The organism is Klebsiella michiganensis (genome assembly GCF_015139575.1).
Classification (GTDB): domain Bacteria; phylum Pseudomonadota; class Gammaproteobacteria; order Enterobacterales; family Enterobacteriaceae; genus Klebsiella; species Klebsiella michiganensis.
The window spans coordinates 3,489,620-3,516,170 of the sequence record NZ_AP022547.1 but is presented as its reverse complement, the minus strand read 5'-3'; the positions used below and the strand labels follow the sequence as shown (position 1 = coordinate 3,516,170).

Here is a 26,551-nt window from a genome sequence, read left to right as displayed (position 1 = left end):
AATAAAACCTCAAGATTAATCCTCTCGCCCCGGGTAAGCGTGTTTTTTTTGCTTTTTATTTTCGTACAGCCGGGCATCCGCGATTTTCATGACGTCGGCCAGGCTATCCCCCGGCGCCATGCTGCAGGCCCCCCATGAGAAATTAACGCGCTGGTTAATGTCAATTTCCTTCAGGTGCTGGCGAATACGCTCGGGTATATTTTTCGCCTCCTGTTCCTCATAATCGATCAGTATCAGGAAGAACTCATCGCCGCCCAGCCGGATGCCGTAATCGCTTTTACGTATGGCGGCGGAAATGGACTGGGCGAGCAGCACGATGGCGCGGTCGCCTTCATCGTGTCCCCAGGTGTCATTAAGGTATTTTAGCCGGTCGCAGTCCAGCGCCATAAACACGATATTCACGCCTTGCTCGGTGAGCTTTTGCATACGCGATTCCAGCAGCGAGGAGAGAATTTTTCGGTTGTACAGACCGGTTAAAGAATCACTAATGTTTTCTTTAAAAACGTCGGTATACAGGCGAAAGTGCATGCGTACCAGGTGCAGCAGAACGCCGGTAGATATCAGGTAAAACAAAAATAGCTTCCAGGAGCTAAGCAGAAAATAGGACATATCCAGCGACAGCGAAATGTGCAGGTTTTCCGCCACCTGCTGGCTATGGTGGGCGTAGCTGAAAAAATGCGTGTTGCTGCGGTGAACGCGGATTTCAGACGTTGAGTCCGAGTCCGTTAAGGTGATGTCGAGATAGCGCCAGACCAGGGGGCGGTCGGTGGTATAGAGCAGCTTCTCAATATCGTGACGAGTGACGTCCACCATCACAATGCCCTTCAGCCGATCCCGATGATAGACCGGGGTTAAGAACGACAAAATATTCTGTCCGGTTAATGCGTCAGCATAGATGCTGGAAATTAGCGTACGCCCGCGAAGTAAACCGTTAAGACTGAACTGAGTGATGCCCAGTTTACTGTCGTGAAGAAAGTTCCAGTTATCAACGGGGCTGCTATCTATCTCAATCGGCGAATAGAAATACGCGTATTTATTGTCTAAATCGAGGTAATAGCGGAAGCGTTTATCGGATTTGAAGGTTGCCGAATTCAGCGCGGCGATAATATCGCTTTGGGCGATAGCGGCATCAAAAGCCTGCAGCGCCGGGAGATCGTTAATCCACGGCTCGCACGAAGGCTGGGTGGTGCTGAGCGTACCGTGAAGCCCGGGGAAGGTATGCCCGGCGATATTGAGCCCGTATACGTTGCCATTGGTCTGCACGCCAGCGCAGGCCTGTTGGGCCTTTTCGGCAGTGGGATGCGTATCCAGCTTTCGCGAGACCTGGGAGATAACCAGCTGATTTTGATATTTATCGTACAGAAAGGCGGATTCGCCCTTCTCGACGATGTAGCGCATGTATTCCGACATATCCCGATGGCTGGCGACTAATTCATACACCAGAAATGAAGATGTCAGGACAACCACCCCCGCAGAAATGAAATGACGGAGTAATTTATTCTGTAATTTCATGATGATAATTTCGCCAGCACAATTAAGACAATTCTACCATGTGCGGCGCAGGGACGCCACGTTCGGTGGCAGGCAGACTGTTTATCTATCCAGTGCCGGAATCGGGCACCACCGCGCGGCAATGAAAATAAATAGTTTATTAAATATGAGGGCGCTAATTAATATTGCTGTCGTAAATATCCTGCAAAATCCATTTTTCACTCATTTTATCCTCAATGAAATATGCTGCAATGATGCTGCTATGGCTATCCTGGTGCAGCTAAAAATGAAATAATGTTAATTATCAAGCGAACTTTTCTTATTTTTACCAGTCCTTAGCAGGGTTACAGGCAGTACTATTGAAAGCGGCAATGAGGTTATCATGATGGAAAACGCAGCGGTGCAGGGAACCCCTCGAAAGTTTAAAAAAATAAGGGCGCTAAACAGGCGTCGAAATTATTTTTTTAAGAAAATACGCAATGATCTGCGAGTCTATATCGCTAAAGCGTTCTGGGATAGTCGCGCGCGCCGCGAAGCTGATTTAACCTCCGCGAAAACGGTGCTGTTAATGCGTAATGAAGGTGCGATCGGCGATGTAGTTGTTGATTCAGCGCTGGTTAAATGTCTTCACGAGGCGGGAATGACCGTTGACTTTCTGTTGACCAAATCCAATAGTCAGGTCATGCGCTATAATCCGCGCATTCGCCATATCTATGAGGCCGAGAATGTCGACTCGGCGGATTATTTGCACAAATTTACCCATAACGTTCCTCAGTCAGTTATTACTGAGCTTGCGAATAATAAGTACGATATTGTAATCGACCCGTCGTTGTTTGATATTCCGGTACACAGGATGCTGCTGTTACGACAGATAAAGCCCAGAGCGGTACTGGGTTTCAATAAGTGGCCTTCTATTAAACACTACAGCAAGTCTTTTGATTTTGACTGTGAAAACTGGCACGTCAGTAAGACATTTTCTTTTATCGCTGATTATCTGCAGCTGGATAAAAAATCTCTGCAATCTTATGATCTGCATATACCACAGGATATCTGCCAGCAGGTTCGTGATTATCTGGCGGCGCTCAACGGGCGTAACGTGGTGATTAATATTTTTGCCGGGCATCAGGACCGCAGTATGTCGCAGGCGCAGCTGGCAACGCTTCTGGTCAGACTGTGTGAGGATTATCCGGACGTCAATATCATATTGCTCGATCATCGCAATGAAATCCGGATCCCCCTGCCGGAGAAGGTCTGCGTGAATCCGTTTAAAACGCTGCACCACTGCATGGCGCTTATCGCCGAGGCCGACTTAGTTATCTCGCCGGATACCTCGGTGGTCCATATGGCGGCGGCGTGGAAAAAACCGCTTATCGCGGTCTACAAAGATGTGCGGATGAATAATCGACTCTGGGCTCCGGGGTACGACAACGCGCGGCAGATTATCGTTAAATGCGGCAAGGTATACCAGCTGGAGAGCTTGCCCGACCTGATAATGTCGGAGATTGATCCCGTCACCCTGCAACAGGCGCGAGCCGGGTAAGGTGGGGTAAAAAAACAGCCAGCGTCTGTGCTGGCTGTCCGGAAAGGCTTAACCGTCCGCTTTTGAGGTTTGCTTATGAAACAGTTCACGGAACACCGGATAAATATCTTCCGGGTCGCGAATATGCTGCATAGCAAAGTTTTCGAAGGTTGACTGCAGGTGTTCATATTCCCGCCACAGCGTCTGATGCGCGCGCCGGGTTATCTCAATATAGCTATAGTAGCGCACCACGGGCAGGATTTTCTTCGCCAGCAGTTCGTGACACAGCGGTGAATCGTCCGCCCAGTTATCGCCATCCGAAGCCTGCGCGGCGTAGATATTCCACTGCGCCGGGTCATAGCGCTCTTTGACCACTTCATCCATCAGCTTCAGGGCGCTGGAGACAATGGTGCCGCCGGTTTCCTGCGAATAAAAGAATTCGTGTTCGTCGACCTCTTTCGCCTGCGTATGGTGGCGGATATAAACCACATCAACGTTTTTATAGGTCCGGCTGAGGAACAGATACAGCAGGATGTAAAAGCGTTTTGCCATGTCCTTTGTCGCCTGGTCCATGGAGCCGGAAACGTCCATCAGGCAGAACATCACCGCCTGACTTGACGGTTCTGGCCGTTTTTCGTAGTTCTTGTAACGCAGATCGAAAGTGTCAATGAACGGCACGCGGTCAATTTTCGCCCGCAGTTCGGCTATCTCTTTGCGCAGCCGCTCCTCTTCCAGCAGCTGCGCCGGTTCGCTTTTGCTAATGGTGTCCAGGTCTTCTTCCAGCGCGTGCAGTTCCCGGCGTTTACCGGCGGTCATCGCCGTGCGGCGCGCCAGCGAGTTTTGCAGCGAGCGAACGACGCTGATGTTAGCGGGCACACCGTTAGCGGTATAGCCCGCGCGATGGGTTTTATACTCCGTCAGCTGACGCTGCTGGTTTTTCTTCAGGTTCGGCAGGGCGAGATCTTCAAAGAGCAGATCGAGATATTCGTCTTTCGAAATCTGAAAAACAAACTCATCCTGGCCTTCGCCGTCGGCGCTGGCCTGGCCCTGACCGCTGCCTCCACCGCCTCCGCCGCCCTGAGGGCGCTCAATGCGGTCATTCTGTACGAAGTGATCGTTACCCGGGTGTACGCGATTGCGCAGGCCGCCGCGCCCCTGATGAAACATCGGTTCGTTAATATCGTCCGTTGGGATGGAGACGGACTCTCCGCTCTGAATATCGGTCACCGAGCGCTTGTTTATGGCCTCGGAGATCGACTGTTTTATCTGCGCTTTATAGCGGCGCAGAAAGCGCTGCCGGTTGACGGCGCTTTTATTTTTCCCGTTCAGGCGTCGGTCTATGAACCAGGTCATATGCCCTCCTGTACTGCATTTGCCAACTTATGCCCCGGCCATTCAGGCGCCGAAATATGCTGGCGCTGAATGTCATTGGGTCTTCGCAGTTATTATTAGCCCGGCAGCCGCTGCCAGCCGGGCTGGTCTATCAGGATGATTTACGTACCCGCAGATACCATTCGCACAGCAGGCGAACCTGCTTGCGGGTATAGCCTTTCTCCATCATGCGGTCGACAAAGTCATCGTGTTTTTTCTGCTCATCGGTTGACGTTTTGGTGTTGAAGGAAATCACCGGCAACAGCTCTTCGGTATTGGAGAACATTTTCTTCTCGATAACCGTGCGCAGTTTCTCGTAGCTGGTCCAGTTTGGATTACGCCCGCTGTTGTGCGCTCTGGCGCGCAGCACGAAGTTGACTATTTCGTTACGGAAGTCTTTCGGGTTGCTGATCCCGGCGGGCTTCTCGATTTTCTCCAGTTCCGCATTCAGCGACTCGCGGTCAAACAGCTGGCCGGTATCCGGGTCGCGATACTCCTGATCCTGAATCCAGAAGTCAGCGTAGGTGACATAACGGTCAAAAATGTTCTGCCCGTACTCCGAGTAGGATTCAAGGTAGGCGGTCTGGATCTCTTTCCCGATAAACTCGGCGTATTTCGGGATCAGATAGCCTTTGAGGAACTCAAGGTAACGCTCTGACTGCTCCTGCGGGAACTGCTCGCGCTCGATCTGCTGCTCGAGGACGTAGAACAGATGCACCGGGTTGGCGGCGACTTCGGCATGGTCAAAGTTAAATACCCGCGACAGGATTTTGAACGCGAAGCGGGTAGACAGGCCGTTCATCCCTTCATCAACGCCGGCATAATCGCGATACTCCTGATAGGATTTCGCTTTCGGGTCGGTGTCTTTCAGGCTTTCGCCGTCATAGACGCGCATTTTTGAATAAATGCTTGAGTTTTCAGGCTCTTTCAGGCGCGACAGAATGGAGAAGCGCGACAGCGTTTCCAGCGTGCCCGGCGCGCACGGCGCATGGGTCAGCTCGCTGTTGTTAAGCAGTTTTTCATAGATACGGATCTCTTCCGAGATACGCAGGCAATAAGGCACCTTGACGATATACACGCGGTCGAGGAAGGCCTCATTGTTTTTGTTATTACGGAAGGTCACCCATTCCGATTCGTTGGAGTGGGCGAGGATAATCCCGTTGAACGGCAGGGCGGAGATCCCTTCGGTACCGTTATAGTTGCCTTCCTGCGTCGCGGTCAGCAGCGGATGCAGCACCTTGATAGGCGCTTTAAACATCTCGACGAACTCCATCAGCCCCTGGTTGGCGCGGCACAGAGCGCCGGAGTAGCCGTAGGCATCCGGGTCATTCTGCGCGTAGTGTTCCAGTTTACGGATATCGACTTTACCGACCAGCGCCGAGATGTCCTGGTTGTTTTCGTCACCGGGCTCGGTTTTGGCGATGGCAATCTGCGCCAGGATTGACGGCCACACTTTCACCACGCGGAATTTCGTGATGTCGCCGCCGAATTCATGCAGACGCTTGGCCGCCCACGGCGACATAATCGTCCCCAGATAGCGGTTTGGAATGCCGTACTCTTTTTCGAGGATTTGCGCATCCTCCTGCGGGTTAAACAGACACAGCGGATGGTCGTTGACCGGGCTGCGCTCACCGTTTGCGCTGAGCACATAGATAGGGACGCGCTGCATCAAGGACTTCAGGCGTTCGGCAAGCGATGATTTACCGCCGCCCACGGGGCCCAGCAGATACAGAATCTGTTTCTTCTCTTCCAGCCCCTGAGCGGCGTGTTTTAAGTAAGAAACAATTTGCTCGATGGCATCTTCCATACCGTAAAACTCTTCAAAGGCCGGGTAGCGCGCGACGACCCGGTTTGAAAAGAGACGGGATAGCCTGGGTTCGAGGGCCGTATCGACCATGACCGGCTCACCGATGGCCATCAGCAATCTTTCTGCTGCGTTAGCATAAGCACTGCGATCTTGCCGACAGATGGTAAGAAACTCCTGCAGTGTGAACTCTTCGTCCTTGGCAGCTTCATAGCGCTGGCGATAGTGATCGAATATATTCATGGCATGCCGTCCTTTCGTTTTTAGCACAGGTTGAGAGCCGTTCATATGAATAGTGGGAGCCCCCGGAAGAGGTAAGCTGCACAGCGCTCTCTGAATCTCCAGCAACCCTTATGCCAGGTTGGCGAAGTCTCGGGATAACGTGCCCCGCATTTACTTCTTCTAAATTAAAGCGTAGATGCATTTGGAAAACTTGCATGGCGCAGAAAATCAATTTCAATGACTTATCAACAACTCATCCGGAAAAGCAGCGTCTCATTCGCACTTCGGGTTTCGCCGCGTCATGACGCTGTCATTCAGCTGTCAGCGGGTGGTCATCTGATGATGAGAATCTGGTGAATTCAGTGTAATGACTGGTAAAGAATTTGAGGCATGACGTATACAACGTTAAACTGCCTGCGCTAATAATTTGACAACAGGAATATGGATCGTGACTAAAATCAAACTTCTGGCACTTGGTGTGTTGATTGCGACTTCAGCATCCGCCGTACACGCTGAAGGGAAGTTCACTTTAGGGGCGGGTGTAGGCGTCGTTGAACATCCGTACAAGCAATATGATGCTGATGTTTACCCGGTGCCGGTGATTAATTACGAGAGCGATAACTTCTGGTTCCGCGGCCTGGGCGGTGGCCTCTACCTGTGGAATGATACCAACGATAAGCTCTCCGTGACCGCCTACTGGTCGCCGATGTACTTTAAGCCAGGCGACAGCGATAGCGAGCAGATGCGCCGTCTGGATAAACGTAAGTCCACGGTGATGGCAGGGCTTTCCTACGAACACTATACGCAGTACGGTTTCCTGCGCACCGCGCTGTCGGGGGACACCCTCGATAACAGCAATGGTATCGTGTGGGATCTGGCCTGGCTGTATCGCTATACCAACGGCAACCTGACGCTTACGCCGGGTATTGGCGTGGAGTGGAACAGCGACAACCAGAACGAGTACTACTACGGTGTTTCGAAGCATGAATCGAATCGCAGCGGCATGCGCAGCTACGATCCGGACAGCAGCTGGAACCCGTACCTTGAGCTGTCGGCTAACTATCGTTTCCTCGGCGACTGGAGCGTATACGGCGTGGCGCGCTATACCCGCCTGTCTGACGAAATTACCGATAGCCCGATGGTGGACAAATCCTGGAGCGGGCTGATTTCAACCGGGATCACTTACTCCTTCTGATAGTGCATTATTACAGTGCAATTTGTGCATCAAAACAGGGCGTAAAGCCCTGTTTTGCATTACGGTGGTGCAATTAAACACAGGAGCATGTCATGGCAGAAAGGACCATCCGTTTTGGCGAGCATTCAGCGGTTCCGCTCATAGGGCAGGGGACCTGGTTCATGGGCGAAAACCCGGCTCTGCGCGCGCAGGAGTCTGCTGCACTACGCGCGGGCATCGATCTTGGCCTGACGGTGATCGATACGGCGGAAATGTACGCCGACGGCGGCGCCGAAGAAGTTGTCGGCGAAGCCATTCGCGGGCAGCGCGAGCGCGTGGTGCTGGTGTCTAAAGTCTATCCGTGGAACGCTGGCGGTCGCAAAATAGCCAGCGCCTGCGAGGAGAGCCTGCGCCGCCTCAATACCGACTATCTGGATCTCTACCTGCTGCACTGGCGTGGGGACTATTCATTGCAGGAGACGGTTGCGGGCATGGACGCGCTCGTTGCGCAGGGAAAAATTCGCCGCTGGGGCGTATCAAACCTCGATTACGATGATATGCAGGAACTCTGGCAGGCGGACGGCGGCGAACAGTGCGCGACCAATCAGGTGCTCTACCATCTGGCCTCCCGCGGTATTGAACATGACCTGCTGCCGTGGTGCCAGCAGCAGCGGCTGCCGGTGATGGCATATTGTCCGCTGGCTCAGGCCGGTCGACTGCGCAATGGACTTTTAAATCATACCGTTGTGAAAAATATTGCGCAGGCGCGGGGCGTAACCGCGGCGCAGATTCTGCTGGCGTGGGTGATTAGCCACCGGGGCGTAATGGCGATCCCGAAAGCGTCAAGCATTGAGCATGTCAGGCAAAATGCCGCGGTGCTGGATATTGTGCTTAACGATGAGGAGCTTGCGCTTCTGGATAACGCCTACCCGGCGCCGGCCAGAAAAACGCCGCTGGATATGGTCTGAACAAGCGTTAAAGAAAAGCCCCGACTTCGCGGGGCTTCAGCCGTCATCCGGCAGATATGGCGCACACGCGGTTAACCCGTGGGCCAACCTTCCTGGCGTTAGCGTTTCACCACGCGAAGGGTTTGCGTCAGGCGCGAAGGTTTCTCTTCGCTGGCCTTCTGCGTTTCGGTCACGCAGCAGGTTTCTACACAAACGAAGGTCTTGTAACCATCATCCGGCATGTCGCCCATGCTGACGGAAAGCGCCGGGCCCGGGTTCCAGGCCACTACGTTGCTGTTGTGATGATGCGTAACGTCGATGTTGCGGTTCAGCGCATCGTCATGAATCACGCTGCAGGTTTCGGCATTCAGATAGACGCGGTCGGTACGATCGGGAAAAGTCTCTGTGCCGTTGCTTAATACGCCTTCTTCCGCGTTTTTCACTTTATCAACATAACGGTCGCCCAGACCGCTGACCTTCACTGCCGCAATGTCGCCGACGTTGAAATAGGTATGCAGGGCTGACGTGGTTTCAAATTCGCCGTGCGCTTCCAGCTCAATTTCGCAGGTTTTGCCCAGCTTAAAGCGCGCCAGCAGGGTGAACTCGTGCGGCCAGTACTGGCGGGTGGCGTCGCTGCTTTTCAGTGCAAAGGTCAGCACCACGCCGTTGTCGTCTTCATCGTGCCCTTTCAGGGCCCACGGCAGGTTGCGGGCGAAGCCGTGGGAGGGCAGACCCTGCTGAGCAGAAGGACCAAACCACGGCCAGCAAATCGGCACGCCGCCGCGCAGGGCAACGCCGTTTTTAAATGGGGTGTTGCCGCTGAGCCACAGGACTTCTTCTTCGCCAGCGGGCTTCCAGGAGAGCAGGTGAGCGCCCTGGAAAGCCACGGACGCTTTCACCTGCGGATGGTCAACGACGATCAGCTCCAGGTCATCAAGCTGGCGGCGGGAAAGTACAGGGGTAAGCTGTTCGATAACCGGGAGGGCAAAAATTTTATTAATCATTACGCAATCCTTTATCTTCAGACAAAAAAAAGAGCGACCGAAGTCGCTCTTACAGATTACTGTCTCATCTCAACTTATTTGGAGATGTGAGCAATCAGGTCCAGAACCTTGTTGGAGTAACCAGTTTCGTTATCGTACCAGGAAACCAGTTTCACAAAGTTGTCGTTCAGAGCGATACCCGCTTTGGCGTCGAATACGGAAGTGCAGATTTCACCGTTGAAATCGGTGGATACTACGTCGTCTTCGGTGTAGCCCAGAACGCCTTTCATTGCGCCTTCGGAAGCAGCTTTGATTGCTTTCTTAATTTCTTCATAAGAAGCAGCTTTTTCCAGACGAACGGTCAGGTCAACAACGGATACGTTCGGAGTCGGAACGCGGAACGCCATACCGGTCAGTTTGCCATTCAGTTCTGGCAGAACTTTACCTACAGCTTTAGCAGCGCCGGTAGAGGACGGGATGATGTTCTGAGCTGCGCCGCGGCCGCCGCGCCAGTCTTTGTGAGACGGGCCATCAACGGTTTTCTGAGTCGCGGTGGTTGCGTGAACGGTAGTCATCAGACCTTCGATGATGCCGAAGTTGTCGTTGATAACTTTTGCCAGCGGAGCCAGGCAGTTGGTGGTGCAGGATGCGTTGGAAACAATGTCCTGGCCTTCGTATTTGTCAAAGTTAGCGCCTTTAACAAACATCGGAGTGTTGTCTTTGGACGGGCCAGTCAGTACGACTTTTTTCGCGCCAGCGGTGATGTGTTTACGAGCGGTTTCGTCGGTCAGGAAGATACCGGTTGCTTCAGCAACAACGTCAACACCCACTTCGTCCCACTTCAGGTTAGCCGGGTCACGCTCAGCGGTAACACGGATTTTTTTACCGTTAACGATCAGATGACCGTCTTTCACTTCAACGGTACCGTTGAAACGGCCGTGAGTGGAGTCATACTTCAGCATGTAAGCCATGTAGTCAGCGTCTAACAGGTCGTTGATTGCAACGATCTCGATGTCAGAACGTTCCTGAGCAGCACGGAAAACAATGCGACCGATACGGCCAAAACCGTTGATACCTACTTTGATAGTCATATATTCCACCAGCTATTTGTTAGTGAATAAAAGGTTGCCTGTAAAATTACAAAAACCTTACGCAGCGTCAAGCGGAATCGTGTCAATCATTGCGACAAATCAATCCAGAGCATGCCTTTGCGCGGTCGATTTATCCCACTTTCCCTTTGAGCCCAATTCCATATGGGGGCTGCGCCCGGAATTTTAAAGGTCACTGAAGATAAAAATGTGATATTCATCACAATTGTGTGGCTGCCTTTTGGCGTCGCCTAAGTTTAGAACAAAAGTGCACGCTTCATTGTTAATATTTTGTTAGAATTGACGTGAAAAGTTGTCCTTTCACAGCGAGAAGCAAGCCAATGTCGAATAAACCCTCTTCGGACGAGCTCAAAAAAAATTTGAGCGAGATGCAGTTTTACGTGACGCAGAATCACGGTACTGAACCGCCGTTCACCGGGCGGTTGCTCCACAACAAACGCGATGGCGTCTACCACTGCCTGGTGTGCGATGCCGCGCTGTTTCACTCGCAAACCAAGTATGATTCCGGCTGCGGCTGGCCAAGCTTTTATGAGCCCGTCAGCGATGACGCTATCCGCTACCTTAATGATTACTCCCACGGTATGCAGCGCACGGAAATTCGCTGCGGAAACTGCGATGCTCACCTTGGGCACGTATTCCCGGATGGTCCACAGCCCACCGGAGAGCGTTTTTGTGTTAATTCGGCCTCATTAAGCTTCACCAATGATGAAAACGGTGAGCAAATTAAGGGTTGAAAAAACGATTCAGCAAATTATTCCAAACGGGGTTGGCGGAAGATGGAAATTGAGCGGATTATTGACGGTATGACGCCGGAAGTTTATCAGCGCCTGGCGACGGCGGTTGAGCTGGGTAAATGGCCGGACGGCGTGGCGTTGACTGACGAACAGAAAGAGAACTGTCTGCAGCTGGTGATGCTCTGGCAGGCGCGATACAACGTTGACGCGCAGCATATGACCATCGATACCAACGGGCAGATGGTGATGAAGAGTAAACAGCAGCTGAAAGTTGACTTCGGCATTACGTCGCAGCCTATCGCGACCTTTAAATCCTGAGGCTGAAAAGGCCTGCGTCAGCCCGGCTAACTGCGCGCCGGGCTCTGAGGCATCACAACGTTACTTCTTGTTCATCATCGCTTTAAGATCGGCGAAGGGGTTATATTTCGCTTCGCCGACGCTTTTCTGCGCATCTTCGCCAGCAACCACCGTCGAGCCATACAGATCGGCTTCGGTGTATTTTGAGTGCTCATGATCGTGACAGTACAGGCACAGCATCTCCCAGTTGCTACCATCTTCCGGGTTATTGGAGTGGTCGTGGTCAATATGGTGTACCGTCAGTTCACGCAGGTTTGAATAGACAAACTCTCGCGAGCAGCGTCCGCAGACCCAGGGGAAGAGCTTCAGCGCTTTTTCGCGGTAACCGACTTCCAGACGGGCGTAGTTTTTCGGGATATAAGCCATAATACCCATGCCTTTTGTTGCAAATGAAAAGCTGCGCCGGAGCCGGCGCAGCGGAATGGGGTTATCATAACCTATTGTGCTGGCGCTGACACCGCGCAGATCAGCGTTTGATCCCCAATGACTCGGCCAGCTGTTTCGCTAACTGATTCTGGTCATCGGCGCCGTACTCCCAGAACATCGCGCCACCCAGCCCCTTGCTCTTGATGTAGTCAGCTTTGATGGCCACCGAGCGCGGGTTCTCATACGAAAGCGCAAAGAGGGCTTGACCGTCGGCGGACTGCACCGACAGCCACGGTACCTTCGCTTCATCATCCCAATGCTGAGTAAAGCGCTTCTGCGGATCGTTGATTAACTTCGCCACGATATCGTTATATTTCACATAGGTGTCTTTGGTCAGATCGACGCCCAGCGATTCGAACAGCTCAATCTGTTGAGCCGCAAAGTAGGGGCGGGTGGCCGGGTTTTTCTGCGCGTCCGGCTTGCTCCAGTCAATACCCGGCTCGACGGCGCGTTTGGGTATCCGGCCATAGAAACCAATCCCCAGGTTCATCTGGCTCGGCTTTAGACCGGCGGCAAGGTAGTTGTTCACTATAAAGTCCGCGCTGTACTTATCCGCTTCGGCGACCGTCGGCCAGCGGGTTGAATCATACAGGTTGGAATTGAAGTACTGGGTACCGTAGGCCAGGTCGTAGGTCATCAGGTTGATGTAGTCGAGCGATGGTGCAATGGCTTTGACGTCCACCCAGCTTTTTGGGCTCTCCGCGTTGGCGCCTACGGCGATGGTCACCAGTTTTTTATTACCGACCGCCGCGCGCAGCTCTTTCAGCAGGGCGGTAAAATTATCGCGATCGGCCGGTTGGCTGGCGACCAGCCCCCACGCGCCGTTGACCGGATACTCCCAGTCCAGATCGATCCCATCGAGACCGTATTTTTCAATAATCGCCTGAGCGGACTGAATAAACACCGCCCGGGTTTCCTTCGTCGCCGCCGCGCCGGAGAATCCGCGCGCTCCCCAGCCGCCGACGGAAAGCAAGACTTTCAGGTTCGGGTTCTGCTGGCGCAAGCGGGGGATTTTCTGTAAATCAGCCTGCACTTTCGGCGACAGCCAAATTTGATGCAGCTTGCTCGGATCTTTCAGGGCGGCGTTGGTTTCGTCTTTTTCATCGTTGTAAACCAGACCAAACGAGTAGTTGAGATGGGTAATCTGGCGTACGTCCAGTTTATCAATATCGCCGCCTGGACCGGCGGTGACGTCGCCGCCGCCGTTAAAGTAGCCGACGGACATCAGTGAGTTAGCGGAAACAACGCTCGCGCAGAGCAGGGGTAAAGCTGCCAGTAAAGGCAAAAGTTTCATAGCGGATCCTCTTTGACTTAAAAGTGACATTGAAAAGCAAACACGCCACGGAAATGGCGTGGCGAAAAAAACAGCTCGTGCAGCCTAGCATCTTCCGCTGCGCAAAAATGCGAAGCGGTTCACGGCTGCATTAGCGAAGCGGTAGTGCGATGAGGTTCACTTCGGAGTAAACGCCAGGATGCAGAACATGACGCAAAATGAGACTAACAATGACCCGATTAGGGGCTTTATCATCCCAGGCGTGATGTGGCGCTTTGCGCGCTGATTCTGTTTTGTTTTGGCATCGAAACGCGCAACGCGTCGCTGGAAGAGATTTCCGCTCTGGCCTGAGGTAACGCGCCGACAGGACAATGCCTGTCGGCGTATTTTATGCGTGGGTTTCCAGCCAGTCGTCAAGGGTATAGAGAGTTGCGCCCGCGGCGGCCATCTCCATAAACGCCAGATTGCTATCCTGCGGCTGAATATTCACCCCGCGGCAGCCGTCGGTAATCACGTTGACGGTGTAGCCCAGATTGAGGGCGTCAAGCACGGTAAACTTGACGCAGTAGTCGGTGGCGAGACCCAGCACCGTTAGCTCGCTGATGCCGCGCTCGCGCAGCCATGCATCGAGCTGCGTTTTTTGCCGGTGGCCGTTGTCGAAAAAGGCGCTGTAGCTGTCAATGGCCGGGTTTTCCCCTTTGTGGAACACGGCGGCAATAGCCTGCTGTTTGAGCAGCGGATGCAGCGACGCGCCTTCGCTATTCTGCACGCAGTGATCCGGCCAGAACGTCTGCGCCAGGCCATCAAGCTCGCCCTGGGTATAGGGTTCGACCTGATGCTGACTGGCAAAGCTGCCGTGGTTCGCCGGGTGCCAGTCCTGGCTGGCAACCACCGTTTCGCCCCGCGCCGTGCTCCAGGCGATAAGCTGGTTGGCGACGTCCACCGTGCTGTCGCCCTGCGGGACGGCTAGCGCGCCGCCGGCGCAGAAATCATTTTGTAAATCGACCAGTAGCAGCGCGCGCTGGGTCATGTGCTTCTCCTTACTCATCGGGTGTCAGTTCGCCGCGCAGATTCTCCTGCATGGCGTGACGGATAGCCGCCACGTCCAGATCCTGGCTCAGCAAATAGTGTAGCTTGGTCAGCGTGGCCTCGACGGTCATATCAAATCCGCTAATCACGCCAGCCTGCGCCAGCGCGTTGCCGGTGGCGTAGCCGCCCATGTTGACCTTGCCGGACATACACTGGGTCAAATTAATCACCACGATACCGCGCTGGCTGGCTTCGGCCAGGACCTGAATAAACTCGCCGTTCTGCGGCGCGTTACCGACGCCATAGGAGCGCAGGATCAGCGCTTTGACCGGCTGGCGCAGGAAGTTGCGCACCACGTCGGCGGAAATGCCGGGATAAATCGTCACCACGCCAATCGGCTGCGGCGTGATAGGGTGAACCACCAGCTCGCCGCTGCCGTGCGGCGCGGGAGGCGTGCCGAGCCGGCGAATATGGATACCGGCTTCCAGCAGCGGCGCCAGGTTGGGAGAGGCGAAGGCGTTAAAGCCGTCGGCATGGGCCTTCGTCGTGCGGTTGCCGCGGTAGAGGCGATTATTGAAGAACAGCGACACTTCGTTAATCGGATAGTTGGCGGCGACGTACAGCGCGTTGAGCAGGTTAATCTGGCCATCAGAGCGCAGTTCGGCAAGCGGGATTTGTGACCCTGTCACAATGACCGGTTTTCCCAGATTCTCCAGCATGAAGGAGAGCGCCGAGGCGGTAAACGCCATGGTGTCCGTGCCGTGGAGGATCACGAAACCATCGTACTGGTCATAATGGTCGCGAATATCGTCGGCGATATGCTGCCAGTCTTCCGGCGTCATATCGGAAGAGTCCATTAACGGGGCGTATTCATGAATGGTGAAGTCCGGCATCTCCGGGCGGTGAAACTCGGGCATCAACGCCAGCTGGCGCTGTAAATGGCCGGAAACGGGGATATAGCCGTGTTCAGAACGCTGCATACCAATGGTGCCGCCGGTATAGGCAACGTAAATAGATTTCTTCTGCATAGCATCGCTTAGGTTAAACGTAGACAGGCGCAGTATAGAGGGGCGGAAGAAAAAATAAAGTAAATGCCGCCCCACGGGATGGGGCGGCAGAGGATTAACGAATATTGGCGCAGGTTAAGCAGAAAGCGTAGCGGTTCTGCGGATCGTTGAATGCCGCCAGCTTATCGCTCTCGGTTTTCACCGCATTGGCCGCCGCGGCGACCGGTGCGGGCAGATACGCCTGGACCGCTGCCGGCAGCGCCGCGCGAACGGAACCCGTCAGGCTATCCACCACCATCGAAAAGAAGGTCGGTTCTTCCTGATAGTAGTTGATATGCCACTGTTTCAGCTTCGCCAGCTCGGCGGCTTTTGCCACAGCGTCGTCAAAGTCGCCAAGGCTATCGACCAGGCCGTTCGCTTTTGCATCTTCACCGGTCCAGACGTGGCCCTGAGCGATTTGGTCAATTTTCTCCGGCGTGCTCTTACGCGCGTTCGCCACCAGGGTGATAAAACGCTTGTAGCCGTTTTCGATGCTGAGCTGCATCAGCTGTTGTACTTCCGGAGGCAGCGCTTTGGTGGTTGAGACATCAGCCAGCGGCGAGGTGGCCACGCCGTCGGTATGGACGCCAATTGAGCCGAGGGTATCTTCGACGGTATTGATCACCCCAAAGATACCGATAGAGCCGGTAAGGGTGCTGGGGTTGGCGACGATATAATCCGCCGGGGTGGAGATCCAGTAGCCGCCGGATGCTGCCATGCCGCCCATTGAGACCACCACCGGTTTACCGGCCGCTTTTGCCGCCGCCAGCTCTTCGCGAATCATCTCGGAGGCGCTGACGCTGCCGCCCGGGCTGTTAACCCGCAGCACGATCGCTTTCACTTTCGGATCGAGGCGCGCGTCGCGGATCTGCGCGGCGGTGGTGTCGCCGCCGACGTTACCCGGCGTTTCTTCGCCATCCATAATCGCGCCGTTAGCAAAGATAACCGCTATTGCGGAACCCTGGTCGGCAGGCGTTTTCAGCGTGTAATCGTAGTAGCTGATTGCGCTGTAGTTGTTGTCCTCTTTACTCCAGCCAAACTGTTTAGTCAGCGCTTTTTCCACCTCGGTAGAGGTGCCCAGCGCATCAACCAGCTTGTTATCCAGCGCGTATTTTGCCGTATCGCCATCGACTTTACGCAGGCCGTCAATCACGCCCTGAGCGCCGGGGAACAGCTGCTGAGCGGTGATCTGGCGGTTGGCGGCAATGGTATTGAGGTAGTTTTGCCACAGCTCGCCAATCCAGCGGCTGTCCGCCTCGCGCGCCGCCGGGGACATATCATCGCGGATAAACGGCTCTACCGCTGACTTGTAGGTGCCGACGCGGAAAACGTGGGTCGACACTTTGAGCTTGTCGAGCAGCGATTTGTAGTACAGGCCGTTGGTCGCGAAGCCGTGCAGGTCCACTTCGCCCTGCGGCGAGAGCCAGATCTTATTGGCGAAGCTGGCCAGATAGTACTGACCCTGGCTGTAGCTGCTGCCGATGGCATATACCGGCTTGCCGCTATCGCGGAATTCGCGCAGCGCTTTACCGATATACTGCATCGACGGCTGATCGCCGCCGGCAAAGTCCTTCAGATCCAGCACGATACCGGTGATATTGCGGTCGTCTTTCGCCTGGCGAATTGTCTGCACAATGTCGAACAGCGAGTTTTCCTGCAGGCGATCGGAACTGGCGCCAAACAGCTGGCGGCCAATCACGCCAAGCTTGCTGCTGGCCGAGGGTTTATCGACCACCACGCCGGTGATATCCAGCAGCAGCGCGCCGCGGGTAGCATGCTCTGTCGTTGTACTGCTGAACTGGGCCCAGATGCCGACGCAGGCCAGCACCAGCACCAGGAAAACCACGTTCAGTGCGAGCTGGCGAATGAAATTGAGCACGCGCCATGTCCATTTAAAAAATCCGGCGAGCAGTCGCCAAAGAGTTCGCATGTATTCTCCCTAACCATAATCAAAAATGGGCGAGCCGCAGGGGCTGCCGCGTCTGGCTATCCTAATGAGAGTGCCGTCGGTTGTCAGCAGGAATCACCCGTTGGGCTGTAACAAAATCCTTGCGCATGTTAATTTTATGAAAAATCACATCACAGGAGTTATACAGATGGATGCTCTCGAACTACTGGTTAATCGCCGCAGCGCTTCACGTCTGACCGACCCGGCTCCGGCGGGCGAACAGCTGGAAAACATCCTTCGCGCTGGCCTGCGCGCGCCGGACCACGGGACGCTGCAGCCGTGGCGCTTCTTCATTATTGCCGATGAAGGGCGCGAGCGCTTCAGCCAGCTGCTGGAAAAAGGCGCGGTGGCGGCAGGGGGAGATGAAAAAGCGATTGAAAAAGCGCGCAGCGCGCCGTTTCGCGCGCCGCTGATCATTGCGGTGGTGGCGCACTGTGAAGATCATCCGAAGGTGCCAAAGTGGGAGCAAGAGATGTCGGCGGGCTGTGCGGTGATGGCCATGCAGATGGCGGCCGTGGCGCAGGGGTTTAACGGCATCTGGCGCAGCGGCGCGTTAACCGAAAGCCCGGTTGTACGCGAAGGGTTTGCCTGCCGCGAGCAGGATAAGATCGTGGGCTTTCTCTATCTGGGGACCCCGCAGCTCAAAGCGTCAACCACCATCGCTTTGCCGGATACCGCGCCGTTCGTGACGCGCTTCTGAGTCCGTTCTCGTTATGCCGGGCGGGCCCGGCTCACCGCCTCCTCGGGGGAAGTAGCCCGGCTAAGCGCAGCGCGAGCCGGGTGGAAGCAGTGTCAGTGTATCAGACTTGACACCTTTCCCGGAGGCGGTGCTGGCGCACCAGTCCGGACTACCAAACCGCGGACGGCTGGGAACCCGTAGCCGAGGCAGAGCGTTTCAGACGCCGCCTCCGGGCATTCAACGGCGACGATGTTACTTCTGTCGTTTCGCGAATTCGTCTTTCGCTTTCTGAAGCTGCTGCTGGAAGGCCGGATTGGTATGCAGCGTGGCGACGACCGCCGAACCGACGATACGCGCCGCGTCTACGTCGCTCTGCCAGTGATAGCCGCAGATCACCCGGCTCTCGCCGAGCTCAAAGCCGCGCTTAAGGATTTCATTTTGCCGCTGGGGATTAATCTCAGCCAGCACCAGCGCGGTGGCCCAGCCGATAGAGGTGTGGCCGGAGGGGTAGGAGCCGTTTTTCGACAGCGTATCCTGTTCCTTGGTGTTACAGGTGGCGACGCCATAAAACGCAAATGGGCGAATGCGCATGTACTTCTCCTTCGCTCCTCGCGTCGCCAGGTCGCCGGCATCTTCAATCATGTTGGTGAGCAGCTTGTGCAGCTCCGGCGCATCTTTGGCGGTAATGGGCGAGCCGAAGGCGCCGGAGAAGGCGTTGGCGACGCCGCCGCCGCTCAGGTTGGCGTCTTCAACCGCCAGCTTACCGCGCTCGGTGCCGCGCAGCAGACGGCCTTTCTCATACATCGCCTGATCGTTTAAAAACGCGATACTGCCCACTTCCGGCGGCGGCGGCAGCAGCGTCAGGCTGTCGATGGCCTGGGCGTTGGTCAGGTAGTAGAGATCGGGTTTTGTGGTGACGTCGTTACCGGCGGGAACCAGGGCGAAAGCGTTAAGGGAGAAGAGACTGGCCAGGCAAACGGCGAGAACACGCTTTTTCATGAAAACTTCCTTACGTTGTTATATGTCCAGAGAAAACAGAATTTATGCTTGTCATATTTCTGTCATTTTTTAGTAAAGGGTAAAATCACGTTGAAAAAGCGGGGCCGCATCGCAAAATCGGTTTTTTGTCTGCTTAATGAGCAACCATACGCGATTTCGGACTGTCGCACTTACCACTCCGCCATTTGGGCGCTACCATATCGGGATTGCAATGACAGGAGATGTCCATGAGCGAGCAAGCCATTCGTTTAACGCAATACAGCCACGGAGCCGGTTGCGGGTGTAAAATTTCCCCTAAGGTGCTGGAAACTATCCTGCAAAGCGACCAGGCCAAATTTATCGACCCGAATCTGCTGGTGGGCAACGAAACCAGCGATGATGCCGCGGTCTACGATCTCGGTAACGGCACGTCGATCGTCAGTACTACCGATTTTTTTATGCCGATCGTCGACAACCCGTTCGACTTTGGGCGCATTGCGGCGACCAACGCCATCAGCGATATTTTCGCCATGGGCGGTAAGCCGATTATGGCGATCGCTATTCTCGGCTGGCCCATTAATACCCTGGCGCCGGAAATTGCCCGTCAGGTGGTTGAGGGCGGACGCTTTGCCTGCCAGCAGGCGGGGATCGCGCTTGCCGGCGGCCACTCCATTGACGCTCCGGAACCCATCTTCGGGCTTGCCGTGACCGGCGTCGTCCCGACCGAGCGGGTGAAGAAAAACAGCACCGCGCAGGCCGGCTGCAAGCTGTATCTCACTAAACCGCTGGGTATTGGCGTGCTGACCACCGCGGAGAAAAAGTCGCTGCTGAAGCCTGAGCACCAGGGGCTGGCGACGGAAACCATGTGTCAGATGAATCTCGTTGGCTCGGCGTTTGCTAATATCGACGGCGTGAAAGCGATGACCGACGTCACCGGTTTCGGGCTTCTGGGCCACCTGAGCGAAGTGTGCCGCGGCGCGGGCGTACAGGCGCAGCTTACCTATGCGGATATCCCGAAATTGCCCGGCGTCGAAGCCTACATCGCGGCGGGCGCGGTGCCGGGCGGTACCGGGCGTAACTTTGCCAGCTACGGCCATTTGATGGGCGACATGCCGCCAGCGTGGCGCGATCTGCTGTGCGATCCGCAAACCTCCGGCGGTCTGCTGCTGGCGGTAACGCCGGAAGCCGAAGCTGAGGTGCAGGCTGCCGCCGCTGAGTTTGGTATCACGCTTACCGCTATCGGCGAGCTGGTTACCGCCCGCGGCGGACGCCCCATGATCGAGATCCGTTGATTTCATGCGGCTGTTTATTGCAGAAAAACCGAGTCTCGGTCGCGCCATCGCCGATGTGCTGCCAAAACCGCATCGCAAAGGCGACGGCTACATTGAGTGCGGTAACGGGCAGGTGGTCACGTGGTGCATCGGCCACCTGCTGGAGCAGGCCCAGCCCGACGTCTACGATGCGCGCTATGCGCGCTGGAACCTGCTCGACTTGCCTATCGTGCCGGAAAAGTGGCAGCTCCAGCCTAAACCGTCGGTGACCAAACAGCTTAATGTGATTAAGCGTCTGCTCGGCGATGCGCAGGAAGTCATTCATGCGGGTGACCCGGACAGAGAGGGGCAGCTGCTGGTGGATGAGGTACTTGACTACCTGCAGCTGGCGCCGGAAAAGCGTCAGCAGGTGCAGCGCTGTCTGATTAACGATCTTAACCCGCAGGCGGTGGAGCGGGCGATTAACCGCCTGCGCGCCAACAGCGAATTTGTTCCGCTGTGCGTCTCCGCGCTGGCCCGCGCCCGCGCCGACTGGCTATACGGGATCAATATGACCCGCGCGTACACCATCCTTGGCCGTAACGCGGGTTACCAGGGGGTACTCTCGGTCGGGCGCGTGCAAACGCCGGTGCTTGGCCTGGTGGTACGCCGCGATGAAGAGATTGAAAACTTCGTCGCTAAAGACTTCTTCGACGTCAAGGCGCATATCGTTACCCCCAAGGATGAGCGTTTTGTCGCCACCTGGGTGCCCAGCGAGGCCTGCGAACCGTACCAGGATGAAGAGGGGCGACTGCTGCATCGCTCGCTTGCCGAGCACGTCGTCAAGCGCATTGAGGGGCAGCCGGCGACGGTCACCGCTTATAACGATAAGCGGGACTCTGAGCCAGCGCCGCTGCCGTTCTCCCTCTCGGCGCTGCAGATTGAAGCCGCGAAGCGCTTCGGCTTTAGCGCGCAGAACGTGCTGGATATCTGCCAGAAGCTGTACGAAACCCATAAGCTGATTACCTATCCGCGTTCGGATAGCCGCTACCTGCCGGAGGAGCATTTTGCCGGGCGCCATGCGGTGCTGAACGCGATCGGCGTGCACGCGGCGGATCTGCTGCCGCAGCCGGTGGTGGATCCGGAGATCCGTAACCGCTGCTGGGACGATAAAAAGGTCGATGCCCACCACGCGATTATTCCGACCGCCCGCAGTTCGCAGGTAAAACTCAGCGACAACGAAGAAAAGGTTTACGGCCTGATTGCCCGCCAGTATCTGATGCAGTTCTGCCCGGATGCGGTGTTCCGCAAATGCCAGATCGATCTCGATATCGCCAACGGCAAGTTCGTTGCCAAAGCGCGTTTTCTGGCGGAAGCGGGCTGGCGAACCCTGCTGGGCAATAAAGAGCGCGATGAAGAGAACGACGGCATGCCGCTGCCGGTGGTGGCAAAGGATGACGAGCTGCTGTGCGAAAAAGGCGAAGTGGTGGAGCGTCAGACCCAGCCGCCGCGTCATTTTACCGATGCGACGCTGCTATCGGCGATGACCGGTATTGCCCGCTTTGTGCAGGATAAAGACCTGAAGAAAATCCTGCGCGCAACGGATGGCCTCGGTACGGAGGCAACCCGCGCCGGGATTATCGAACTGTTGTTCAAACGCGGCTTCTTAACCAAGAAAGGGCGCTATATCCACTCCACTGACGCCGGGAAGGCGCTGTTTCACTCTTTGCCTGAAATGGCGACGCGCCCGGATATGACCGCCCACTGGGAATCGATTCTGACGCAAATCAGCGAGAAGCAGTGCCGCTATCAGGACTTTATGCAGCCGTTGGTCGGTACCCTGTTCCAGCTTATCGACCAGGCCAGGAGCACGCCGGTACGCCGCTTCCGCGGAATTGTGGCCCCGGGCGACGGCAAGAAGAGCTTTAGCAAGGGGAAAGGCAGAGCCAAAGCGAAAGATAAAAAAAGCGCCGCCGGCCCTGCGGCGGAAAGCCCGCAATAAAAAACCCCGGGAAACCGGGGTTTTTCAATTATGCTCCGAACCCATATACAGGGGGTCAGTCAGCGAGTGGACTTAAATAACACCCTGCGCCAGCATTGCGTCGGCGACCTTCACGAAACCGGCGATATTCGCGCCGCGTACGTAGTTGGTCTGCTTCGCTTCACCGCCGTATTCAACGCAGGCGTGGTGGATATCCAGCATGATATGGTGCAGACGGGCATCCACTTTCTCTGCTTTCCAGCCCATACGCGCGGCGTTCTGCGCCATTTCCAGTCCTGAAGTGGCGACGCCGCCGGCGTTGGCCGCTTTACCCGGCGCGAACAGCACGCCCGCTTCGAGGAACAGATCGGTCGCCGCGATAGTGGTTGGCATGTTGGCGCCTTCCGCGACGGCCTTCACGCCGTTGGCAATCAGCTGGCGGGCAGCGTCGACGTCCAGCTCGTTCTGCGTGGCGCACGGCAGAGCGATATCCACCGGCACGGACCACGGCTGCTTACCTTCAAGGTAGGTCAGGCCGAACTCGCGCGCGTAATCCGCCACGCGGCCGTGGCTGCGCTCTTTAATGTCGATCAGGCGCGCCAGTTTTTCTTTGGTAAAGCCAGACTCGTCAACCACGGTACCGTTGGAGTCGGAAGCCGTAATCACCCGCGCGCCGAGCTCCATGGCTTTCTCAATCGCGTACTGCGCCACGTTGCCCGACCCGGACACCGCGACGCGAGCCCCTTCAAAGCCCAAACCGTGGCGCTTAAGCATCGCTTCGGTGAAGTAAATCAGTCCGTAACCGGTGGCTTCCGGACGAATCAGGCTGCCGCCGAAGGAGAGGCCTTTACCGGTGAAGACGCAGGCGCTGTTGTTGGAGAGCTTACGCATCATTCCGGCCATAAAGCCCACTTCACGACCGCCCACGCCGATATCACCGGCCGGCACGTCGGTATCCGGACCGAGGTGGCGATACAGCTCAGTCATCAGCGACTGGCAGAAACGCATCACTTCGCCATCGCTTTTTCCTTTAGGATCGAAGTCGCTGCCGCCTTTACCGCCGCCCATAGGCAGGGTGGTGAGGGCGTTTTTGAAGGTTTGTTCAAAGCCGAGGAATTTCAGAATCGACAGGTTTACAGAGGGATGGAAACGCATACCGCCCTTATACGGGCCGATGGCGGAGTTGAACTGCACGCGCCAGGCGCGGTTAACCTGAACCTGATTGCGGTCATCAACCCAAACGACGCGGAACTGGATAGCACGCTCCGGTTCAACCAGACGTTCCAGCAAATTCATCTGACGATAGCGCGGATTTTCCTCAAGGAATGGCCACAGGGTGGTCATCACCTCGCGGACCGCCTGAGCAAATTCAGTTTGATTTGGATCGCGCTGTTGAACGCGGGCGAGAAAACCTTCCAGAGTGCACGTCTGATCCATAGATATAAGTTCCCCTTATGGTTGTGGTTGCGTCTATTTATTATGATTCGGCCCTTGAAAAAGCCGATTTTCCGACTATACCATCGGAAATCGTTAGTTAAGCAAGGAAAAATTGTTCAGAAAGCAAAATTTATAATCAGGCGGTGGTCATAATCAAAAACGATGACAACCACCCGATAAAATTAGCGGGAATGGAGAGCGGCGCGCTGGGCGATAAAGGCTTCGAGCAGGGGAATATCGGCTGGCGCAAGAGGGAAGGTTAACGCCTCCTGCGGTGAACACCAGCGCAGCTGGCTGTGGTAGCGGGCGATGGGTTCGCCGTTAAAATGCGGAACCCACCAGGCGTGAAGATGTATCAGGCGGGCGGACACTTCGCGCTGGTGGCTGGCGATGTAGCATTCCGGCCGGGCGTCGATCGCCAGCTCCTCCTGGAGCTCGCGCGCCAGCGCCTGGGCCTGGGTTTCGCCGGGTTCGACTTTACCGCCGGCCAGTTCCCACATTCCCGGCTGATCCGCGTGGGGCGGCCGCTGCGCCAGCAGAATTTGCCCGTTGCGTTCGATAATGGCGGCAACAACATCAAGGGTTTTTAGCATGTGAATCATCGTTCTGTACGGGATAATGGCCTATTATCACCGTCCTTGTCCCCGTCAAACAACCCTGAATTCGCTGGAGAGACTTTGTGCTTGACCGTCATTTGCATCCCCGCCTGAAACCTGTCCTCAACGCCGCCGTCGCCCTGCTGGATCGTCCGGCTATCTCTCCCGATGGCCTGACGCTCTTTGGCTTTGCGATTGGCGTGCTGGCGCTGCCGTTTTTAGCCCTGGGCTGGTATCCGGCGGCGCTGGCGGCGATCGTGCTCAACCGACTGCTGGATGGCCTGGACGGCGCGCTGGCCCGGCGACGCGGATTAACCGATGCGGGCGGTTTTCTCGATATTTCGCTCGATTTCCTGTTTTACGCCCTGGTGCCGTTTGGCTTTATTCTTGCCGATCCGGCGCACAACGCGCTGGCGGGCGGCTGGCTGCTGTTCGCGTTTATCGGCACCGGCAGCAGCTTTCTCGCCTTTGCCGCGCTGGCGGCTAAGCATCAAATCGATAATCCGGGCTACGCCCACAAATCGTTTTATTATCTCGGCGGGCTGACGGAAGGGACGGAAACTATCGCGCTGTTTGTGCTGAGCTGCCTGTTCCCGGCGTGGTTTGCGTGGCTGGCGTGGATGTTTGGCGCACTGTGCTGGCTGACGACCTTTACGCGGGTGTGGAGCGGATACCTTACCCTGAAGCAGGTAAGAGATTGATGGGCGGGTTTTTCCCGGCTCGGGCTGCGCTTAGCCGGGCTACGGGGCCGCAGTCGTCAGCGGTCCGGTGCGCCAGCGCCGTCTTCGGGAATGCGCCGGGAAGGATGCTTCCCGGCGGTGCATATGGCCAACAGGCGAATTACATACTGCTTTCCGGGCCGCGTTCCCCGCGCGAGACCGGGTTTTTCGGGTTGCTGCTCCACTCGTACCAGCCGCCGTCGTAGACCGAGACGTTGTTCCAGCCCATCGCCCGGGCGTACATAAAGGTTTCTGAGGCGCGCCAGCCGGTACCGCAGTAAAAAGAGACCTGCTGGTTCGGCAGAATATTCCATGATTTCCACATCGCGGCGATATCATCTGCGCTACGCATGGTGCCGTCCGGATTATGGAAATCCTCCATATGGGTGGAGTCGCTTCCGGCATGGCCCCAGCGGGCCCCGGCAATCTCCCCCATCGGCTTGATATAGCTGTAGCCGCTGGTGGTGCCGATAAACTCCGGCCAGGAACGAATGCTCACCAGCGAGGCGTCCTGACGGTGCAGCAGGGCGCGAGCCTGCTCGGTATTGAGCATCAGCTGCGGCTGACCCGGGATCGGCGCGCCGAACTCCGGCTCGGGCTTCTGCTTCGGCGGCGTTCCGCGCTCGACCGGCAGCCCGGCGTCGGACCAGGTTTTCCAGCCGCCGTCGAGCAGGCGCACATCCTTCACCCCGGCGTAGAGCATGATCTGCGCCACGCGGGCGGCGGCATACACGTCGCGACCGTACAAAATCACCGTGGTGTCATGGCGAATACCGTGTTTTGCCAGCATCGCTTTAAGCTGCGCGTCGGAGACTTTGTTCCATAGCGGCTCGCTCTCCACCTCGTTGGTATCGATATACCCGGCGCCCGGAATATGGCTCAGCAGATAAAACTTCGGCGCGCCCCAGGCGGCCTCGAACACCTTCCAGTGCCCGGCAGGCGCGGCGGTGACCGGTTTACCCTGCTGGAGGTCGTGCAGCCACTGCGGATACACCAGCTGTTCAAAATGCGGCAGCTTCTGCAGGCGGTCCGCCTGGCTCAGGGCGTCGCCGAGCGAGCTGAGGTGAGTGAAACCAGCCGCCTTAAGGCGCGCCGCGACTTTCGCGTTGTCGTCGGCGTTGCCGTACAGCGCAATCGGCGTAGAGGCCTGCAGATTGTGCAGCTTAGCCCAGGCGCTCAGCTGTTCATCGTTCAGCGAGCCAAGCCAGCTGGCGGCGAGGTTGAGCGCCTGCGGTTCATGGCCCTGAGGGCCGTCGGCGCCTTGCGGCCAACCGTTATAGAAAGCGCTAAGGCGCGTGTCAATAGCGACGCCGTTGTGCTGTTGCAGCGTGGAAAGCATTAGCGTTGGCATGGTGTCAGCGGCGGAGGTGGAAGCAGCAGCAAGCCCCATCAGCAGGGCGAGTGCGGTCAATTGAGAAACACGTTTCATCGAAATGCCCGGCAGTAGAAAATTGAGCGGCAATTCTCCGCGAACAACG

At 56.1% G+C, this 26,551-nt stretch carries 22 protein-coding genes and 2 pseudogenes; 10 read left to right on the top strand and 14 right to left on the bottom strand.

Annotated features, from left to right (window positions below; genetic code table 11):
- Positions 1-15: 15 nt before the first annotated feature.
- A complete protein-coding gene (gene dgcJ, locus JLG71_RS16500; protein WP_046878577.1) occupies positions 16-1,512 on the bottom strand; it encodes a diguanylate cyclase DgcJ in 1,497 nt (498 codons plus the stop codon).
- A 361-nt stretch (positions 1,513-1,873) separates the two neighbouring features.
- Between dgcJ and JLG71_RS16495 the strand changes: the two genes are divergently transcribed.
- Positions 1,874-3,031, top strand: coding sequence for a glycosyltransferase family 9 protein (locus tag JLG71_RS16495; RefSeq protein WP_200913693.1), 1,158 nt, complete (start codon positions 1,874-1,876; stop codon positions 3,029-3,031).
- Positions 3,032-3,079: 48 nt separating this feature from the next.
- On the opposite strand, the gene JLG71_RS16490 is transcribed toward JLG71_RS16495, so the two are convergent.
- Complete coding sequence (locus tag JLG71_RS16490) at positions 3,080-4,363, bottom strand: YeaH/YhbH family protein (protein WP_004138302.1); 1,284 nt, start codon at positions 4,361-4,363, stop codon at positions 3,080-3,082.
- A 130-nt stretch (positions 4,364-4,493) separates the two neighbouring features.
- Complete coding sequence (gene yeaG, locus JLG71_RS16485; RefSeq protein WP_004121478.1) at positions 4,494-6,428, bottom strand: protein kinase YeaG; 1,935 nt, start codon at positions 6,426-6,428, stop codon at positions 4,494-4,496.
- Between the two features lie 427 nt (positions 6,429-6,855).
- Between yeaG and JLG71_RS16480 the strand changes: the two genes are divergently transcribed.
- Both JLG71_RS16480 and JLG71_RS16475 read left to right on the top strand, forming a co-directional pair.
- Positions 6,856-7,602, top strand: coding sequence for a MipA/OmpV family protein (locus tag JLG71_RS16480; protein ID WP_004850021.1), 747 nt, complete (start codon positions 6,856-6,858; stop codon positions 7,600-7,602).
- Positions 7,603-7,694: 92 nt separating this feature from the next.
- Positions 7,695-8,549 carry an aldo/keto reductase gene (locus JLG71_RS16475; RefSeq protein ID WP_064405359.1) on the top strand — a complete coding sequence of 285 codons (855 nt, stop codon included), beginning with the start codon at positions 7,695-7,697 and terminating at the stop codon, positions 8,547-8,549.
- A gap of 98 nt (positions 8,550-8,647) precedes the next feature.
- Here the strand turns inward: JLG71_RS16475 and JLG71_RS16470 are convergent, their stop codons facing one another.
- Entirely contained in the window at positions 8,648-9,532 is an 885-nt protein-coding gene (locus JLG71_RS16470; RefSeq protein WP_048261786.1) for a D-hexose-6-phosphate mutarotase, read from the bottom strand.
- A 74-nt stretch (positions 9,533-9,606) separates the two neighbouring features.
- The gene (gene gapA, locus JLG71_RS16465) at positions 9,607-10,602 is read right to left on the bottom strand and encodes a glyceraldehyde-3-phosphate dehydrogenase (protein ID WP_004138295.1); all 996 of its coding nucleotides are present in this window, start codon (positions 10,600-10,602) and stop codon (positions 9,607-9,609) included.
- Between the two features lie 338 nt (positions 10,603-10,940).
- Here gapA and msrB point away from each other — a divergent pair, with 338 nt between their 5' ends.
- Positions 10,941-11,354, top strand: a complete 414-nt coding sequence (gene msrB, locus JLG71_RS16460) for a peptide-methionine (R)-S-oxide reductase MsrB (RefSeq protein ID WP_004121465.1) — start codon at positions 10,941-10,943, stop codon at positions 11,352-11,354.
- Positions 11,355-11,396: 42 nt separating this feature from the next.
- The gene (locus JLG71_RS16455) at positions 11,397-11,672 is read left to right on the top strand and encodes a YeaC family protein (RefSeq protein WP_102802815.1); all 276 of its coding nucleotides are present in this window, start codon (positions 11,397-11,399) and stop codon (positions 11,670-11,672) included.
- A gap of 60 nt (positions 11,673-11,732) precedes the next feature.
- Here the strand turns inward: JLG71_RS16455 and yajD are convergent, their stop codons facing one another.
- Together yajD and JLG71_RS16445 are read right to left on the bottom strand one after the other, a co-directional pair.
- Positions 11,733-12,077, bottom strand: coding sequence for an HNH nuclease YajD (gene yajD / locus JLG71_RS16450; RefSeq protein WP_004138290.1), 345 nt, complete (start codon positions 12,075-12,077; stop codon positions 11,733-11,735).
- 100 nt (positions 12,078-12,177) lie between these two features.
- Entirely contained in the window at positions 12,178-13,431 is a 1,254-nt protein-coding gene (locus JLG71_RS16445; protein WP_057173619.1) for a glycoside hydrolase family 18 protein, read from the bottom strand.
- A 232-nt stretch (positions 13,432-13,663) separates the two neighbouring features.
- Between JLG71_RS16445 and JLG71_RS28420 the strand changes: the two are divergent.
- Positions 13,664-13,761 (top strand): annotated as a pseudogene (locus JLG71_RS28420) (hypothetical protein); the annotation flags it as partial.
- Between the two features lie 37 nt (positions 13,762-13,798).
- Here the strand turns inward: JLG71_RS28420 and pncA are convergent.
- The 3 genes from pncA to sppA form a co-directional block, all read right to left on the bottom strand.
- The gene (pncA, locus tag JLG71_RS16440) at positions 13,799-14,440 is read right to left on the bottom strand and encodes a bifunctional nicotinamidase/pyrazinamidase (RefSeq protein WP_032749510.1); all 642 of its coding nucleotides are present in this window, start codon (positions 14,438-14,440) and stop codon (positions 13,799-13,801) included.
- 10 nt (positions 14,441-14,450) lie between these two features.
- Positions 14,451-15,467, bottom strand: a complete 1,017-nt coding sequence (ansA, locus tag JLG71_RS16435; RefSeq protein ID WP_004850037.1) for an asparaginase — start codon at positions 15,465-15,467, stop codon at positions 14,451-14,453.
- A gap of 94 nt (positions 15,468-15,561) precedes the next feature.
- The gene (gene sppA, locus JLG71_RS16430; protein WP_014228962.1) at positions 15,562-17,415 is read right to left on the bottom strand and encodes a signal peptide peptidase SppA; all 1,854 of its coding nucleotides are present in this window, start codon (positions 17,413-17,415) and stop codon (positions 15,562-15,564) included.
- A gap of 166 nt (positions 17,416-17,581) precedes the next feature.
- On the opposite strand from sppA, the gene JLG71_RS16425 reads away from it, so the two are divergent.
- Positions 17,582-18,133 carry an NAD(P)H nitroreductase gene (locus tag JLG71_RS16425; protein WP_038424334.1) on the top strand — a complete coding sequence of 184 codons (552 nt, stop codon included), beginning with the start codon at positions 17,582-17,584 and terminating at the stop codon, positions 18,131-18,133.
- A gap of 231 nt (positions 18,134-18,364) precedes the next feature.
- Here the strand turns inward: JLG71_RS16425 and phoC are convergent, their stop codons facing one another.
- Entirely contained in the window at positions 18,365-19,111 is a 747-nt protein-coding gene (phoC, locus tag JLG71_RS16420) for an acid phosphatase PhoC (RefSeq protein WP_032749502.1), read from the bottom strand.
- Positions 19,112-19,338: 227 nt separating this feature from the next.
- Between phoC and selD the strand changes: the two genes are divergently transcribed.
- Both selD and JLG71_RS16410 read left to right on the top strand, forming a co-directional pair.
- Positions 19,339-20,382 carry a selenide, water dikinase SelD gene (gene selD, locus JLG71_RS16415; RefSeq protein WP_014228965.1) on the top strand — a complete coding sequence of 348 codons (1,044 nt, stop codon included), beginning with the start codon at positions 19,339-19,341 and terminating at the stop codon, positions 20,380-20,382.
- Positions 20,383-20,386: 4 nt separating this feature from the next.
- A pseudogene (locus JLG71_RS16410) lies at positions 20,387-22,319 on the top strand (DNA topoisomerase III); the annotation flags it as partial.
- A 95-nt stretch (positions 22,320-22,414) separates the two neighbouring features.
- Here the strand turns inward: JLG71_RS16410 and gdhA are convergent.
- Together gdhA and JLG71_RS16400 are read right to left on the bottom strand one after the other, a co-directional pair.
- Positions 22,415-23,758: an NADP-specific glutamate dehydrogenase gene (gene gdhA / locus JLG71_RS16405; RefSeq protein WP_014838187.1), complete on the bottom strand. Its 1,344-nt coding sequence runs from the start codon at positions 23,756-23,758 to the stop codon at positions 22,415-22,417.
- 182 nt (positions 23,759-23,940) lie between these two features.
- Complete coding sequence (locus JLG71_RS16400) at positions 23,941-24,351, bottom strand: pyrimidine (deoxy)nucleoside triphosphate diphosphatase (RefSeq protein ID WP_009653472.1); 411 nt, start codon at positions 24,349-24,351, stop codon at positions 23,941-23,943.
- Positions 24,352-24,437: 86 nt separating this feature from the next.
- Between JLG71_RS16400 and JLG71_RS16395 the strand changes: the two genes are divergently transcribed.
- Entirely contained in the window at positions 24,438-25,055 is a 618-nt protein-coding gene (locus tag JLG71_RS16395; protein ID WP_046878586.1) for a CDP-alcohol phosphatidyltransferase family protein, read from the top strand.
- A gap of 139 nt (positions 25,056-25,194) precedes the next feature.
- On the opposite strand, the gene JLG71_RS16390 is transcribed toward JLG71_RS16395, so the two are convergent.
- The gene (locus tag JLG71_RS16390) at positions 25,195-26,502 is read right to left on the bottom strand and encodes a rhodanese-like domain-containing protein (protein WP_102802809.1); all 1,308 of its coding nucleotides are present in this window, start codon (positions 26,500-26,502) and stop codon (positions 25,195-25,197) included.
- Positions 26,503-26,551 lie beyond the last annotated feature (49 nt).

What these genes read in the sequence shown, in the direction of transcription:
- gdhA (WP_014838187.1), bottom strand. Translation starts at nt 23,758, where the DNA reads ATGGATCAGACGTGCACTCTGGAAGGTTTTCTCGCCCGCGTTCAACAG.
- JLG71_RS16490 (WP_004138302.1), bottom strand. Translation starts at nt 4,363, where the DNA reads ATGACCTGGTTCATAGACCGACGCCTGAACGGGAAAAATAAAAGCGCC.
- dgcJ (WP_046878577.1), bottom strand. Translation starts at nt 1,512, where the DNA reads ATGAAATTACAGAATAAATTACTCCGTCATTTCATTTCTGCGGGGGTG.
- JLG71_RS16470 (WP_048261786.1), bottom strand. Translation starts at nt 9,532, where the DNA reads ATGATTAATAAAATTTTTGCCCTCCCGGTTATCGAACAGCTTACCCCT.
- JLG71_RS16455 (WP_102802815.1), top strand. Translation starts at nt 11,397, where the DNA reads ATGGAAATTGAGCGGATTATTGACGGTATGACGCCGGAAGTTTATCAG.
- pncA (WP_032749510.1), bottom strand. Translation starts at nt 14,440, where the DNA reads ATGACCCAGCGCGCGCTGCTACTGGTCGATTTACAAAATGATTTCTGC.
- selD (WP_014228965.1), top strand. Translation starts at nt 19,339, where the DNA reads ATGAGCGAGCAAGCCATTCGTTTAACGCAATACAGCCACGGAGCCGGT.
- sppA (WP_014228962.1), bottom strand. Translation starts at nt 17,415, where the DNA reads ATGCGAACTCTTTGGCGACTGCTCGCCGGATTTTTTAAATGGACATGG.
- msrB (WP_004121465.1), top strand. Translation starts at nt 10,941, where the DNA reads ATGTCGAATAAACCCTCTTCGGACGAGCTCAAAAAAAATTTGAGCGAG.
- JLG71_RS16390 (WP_102802809.1), bottom strand. Translation starts at nt 26,502, where the DNA reads ATGAAACGTGTTTCTCAATTGACCGCACTCGCCCTGCTGATGGGGCTT.
- phoC (WP_032749502.1), bottom strand. Translation starts at nt 19,111, where the DNA reads ATGAAAAAGCGTGTTCTCGCCGTTTGCCTGGCCAGTCTCTTCTCCCTT.
- JLG71_RS16495 (WP_200913693.1), top strand. Translation starts at nt 1,874, where the DNA reads ATGATGGAAAACGCAGCGGTGCAGGGAACCCCTCGAAAGTTTAAAAAA.
- JLG71_RS16425 (WP_038424334.1), top strand. Translation starts at nt 17,582, where the DNA reads ATGGATGCTCTCGAACTACTGGTTAATCGCCGCAGCGCTTCACGTCTG.
- gapA (WP_004138295.1), bottom strand. Translation starts at nt 10,602, where the DNA reads ATGACTATCAAAGTAGGTATCAACGGTTTTGGCCGTATCGGTCGCATT.
- JLG71_RS16400 (WP_009653472.1), bottom strand. Translation starts at nt 24,351, where the DNA reads ATGCTAAAAACCCTTGATGTTGTTGCCGCCATTATCGAACGCAACGGG.
- JLG71_RS16445 (WP_057173619.1), bottom strand. Translation starts at nt 13,431, where the DNA reads ATGAAACTTTTGCCTTTACTGGCAGCTTTACCCCTGCTCTGCGCGAGC.
- JLG71_RS16475 (WP_064405359.1), top strand. Translation starts at nt 7,695, where the DNA reads ATGGCAGAAAGGACCATCCGTTTTGGCGAGCATTCAGCGGTTCCGCTC.
- yeaG (WP_004121478.1), bottom strand. Translation starts at nt 6,428, where the DNA reads ATGAATATATTCGATCACTATCGCCAGCGCTATGAAGCTGCCAAGGAC.
- ansA (WP_004850037.1), bottom strand. Translation starts at nt 15,467, where the DNA reads ATGCAGAAGAAATCTATTTACGTTGCCTATACCGGCGGCACCATTGGT.
- yajD (WP_004138290.1), bottom strand. Translation starts at nt 12,077, where the DNA reads ATGGCTTATATCCCGAAAAACTACGCCCGTCTGGAAGTCGGTTACCGC.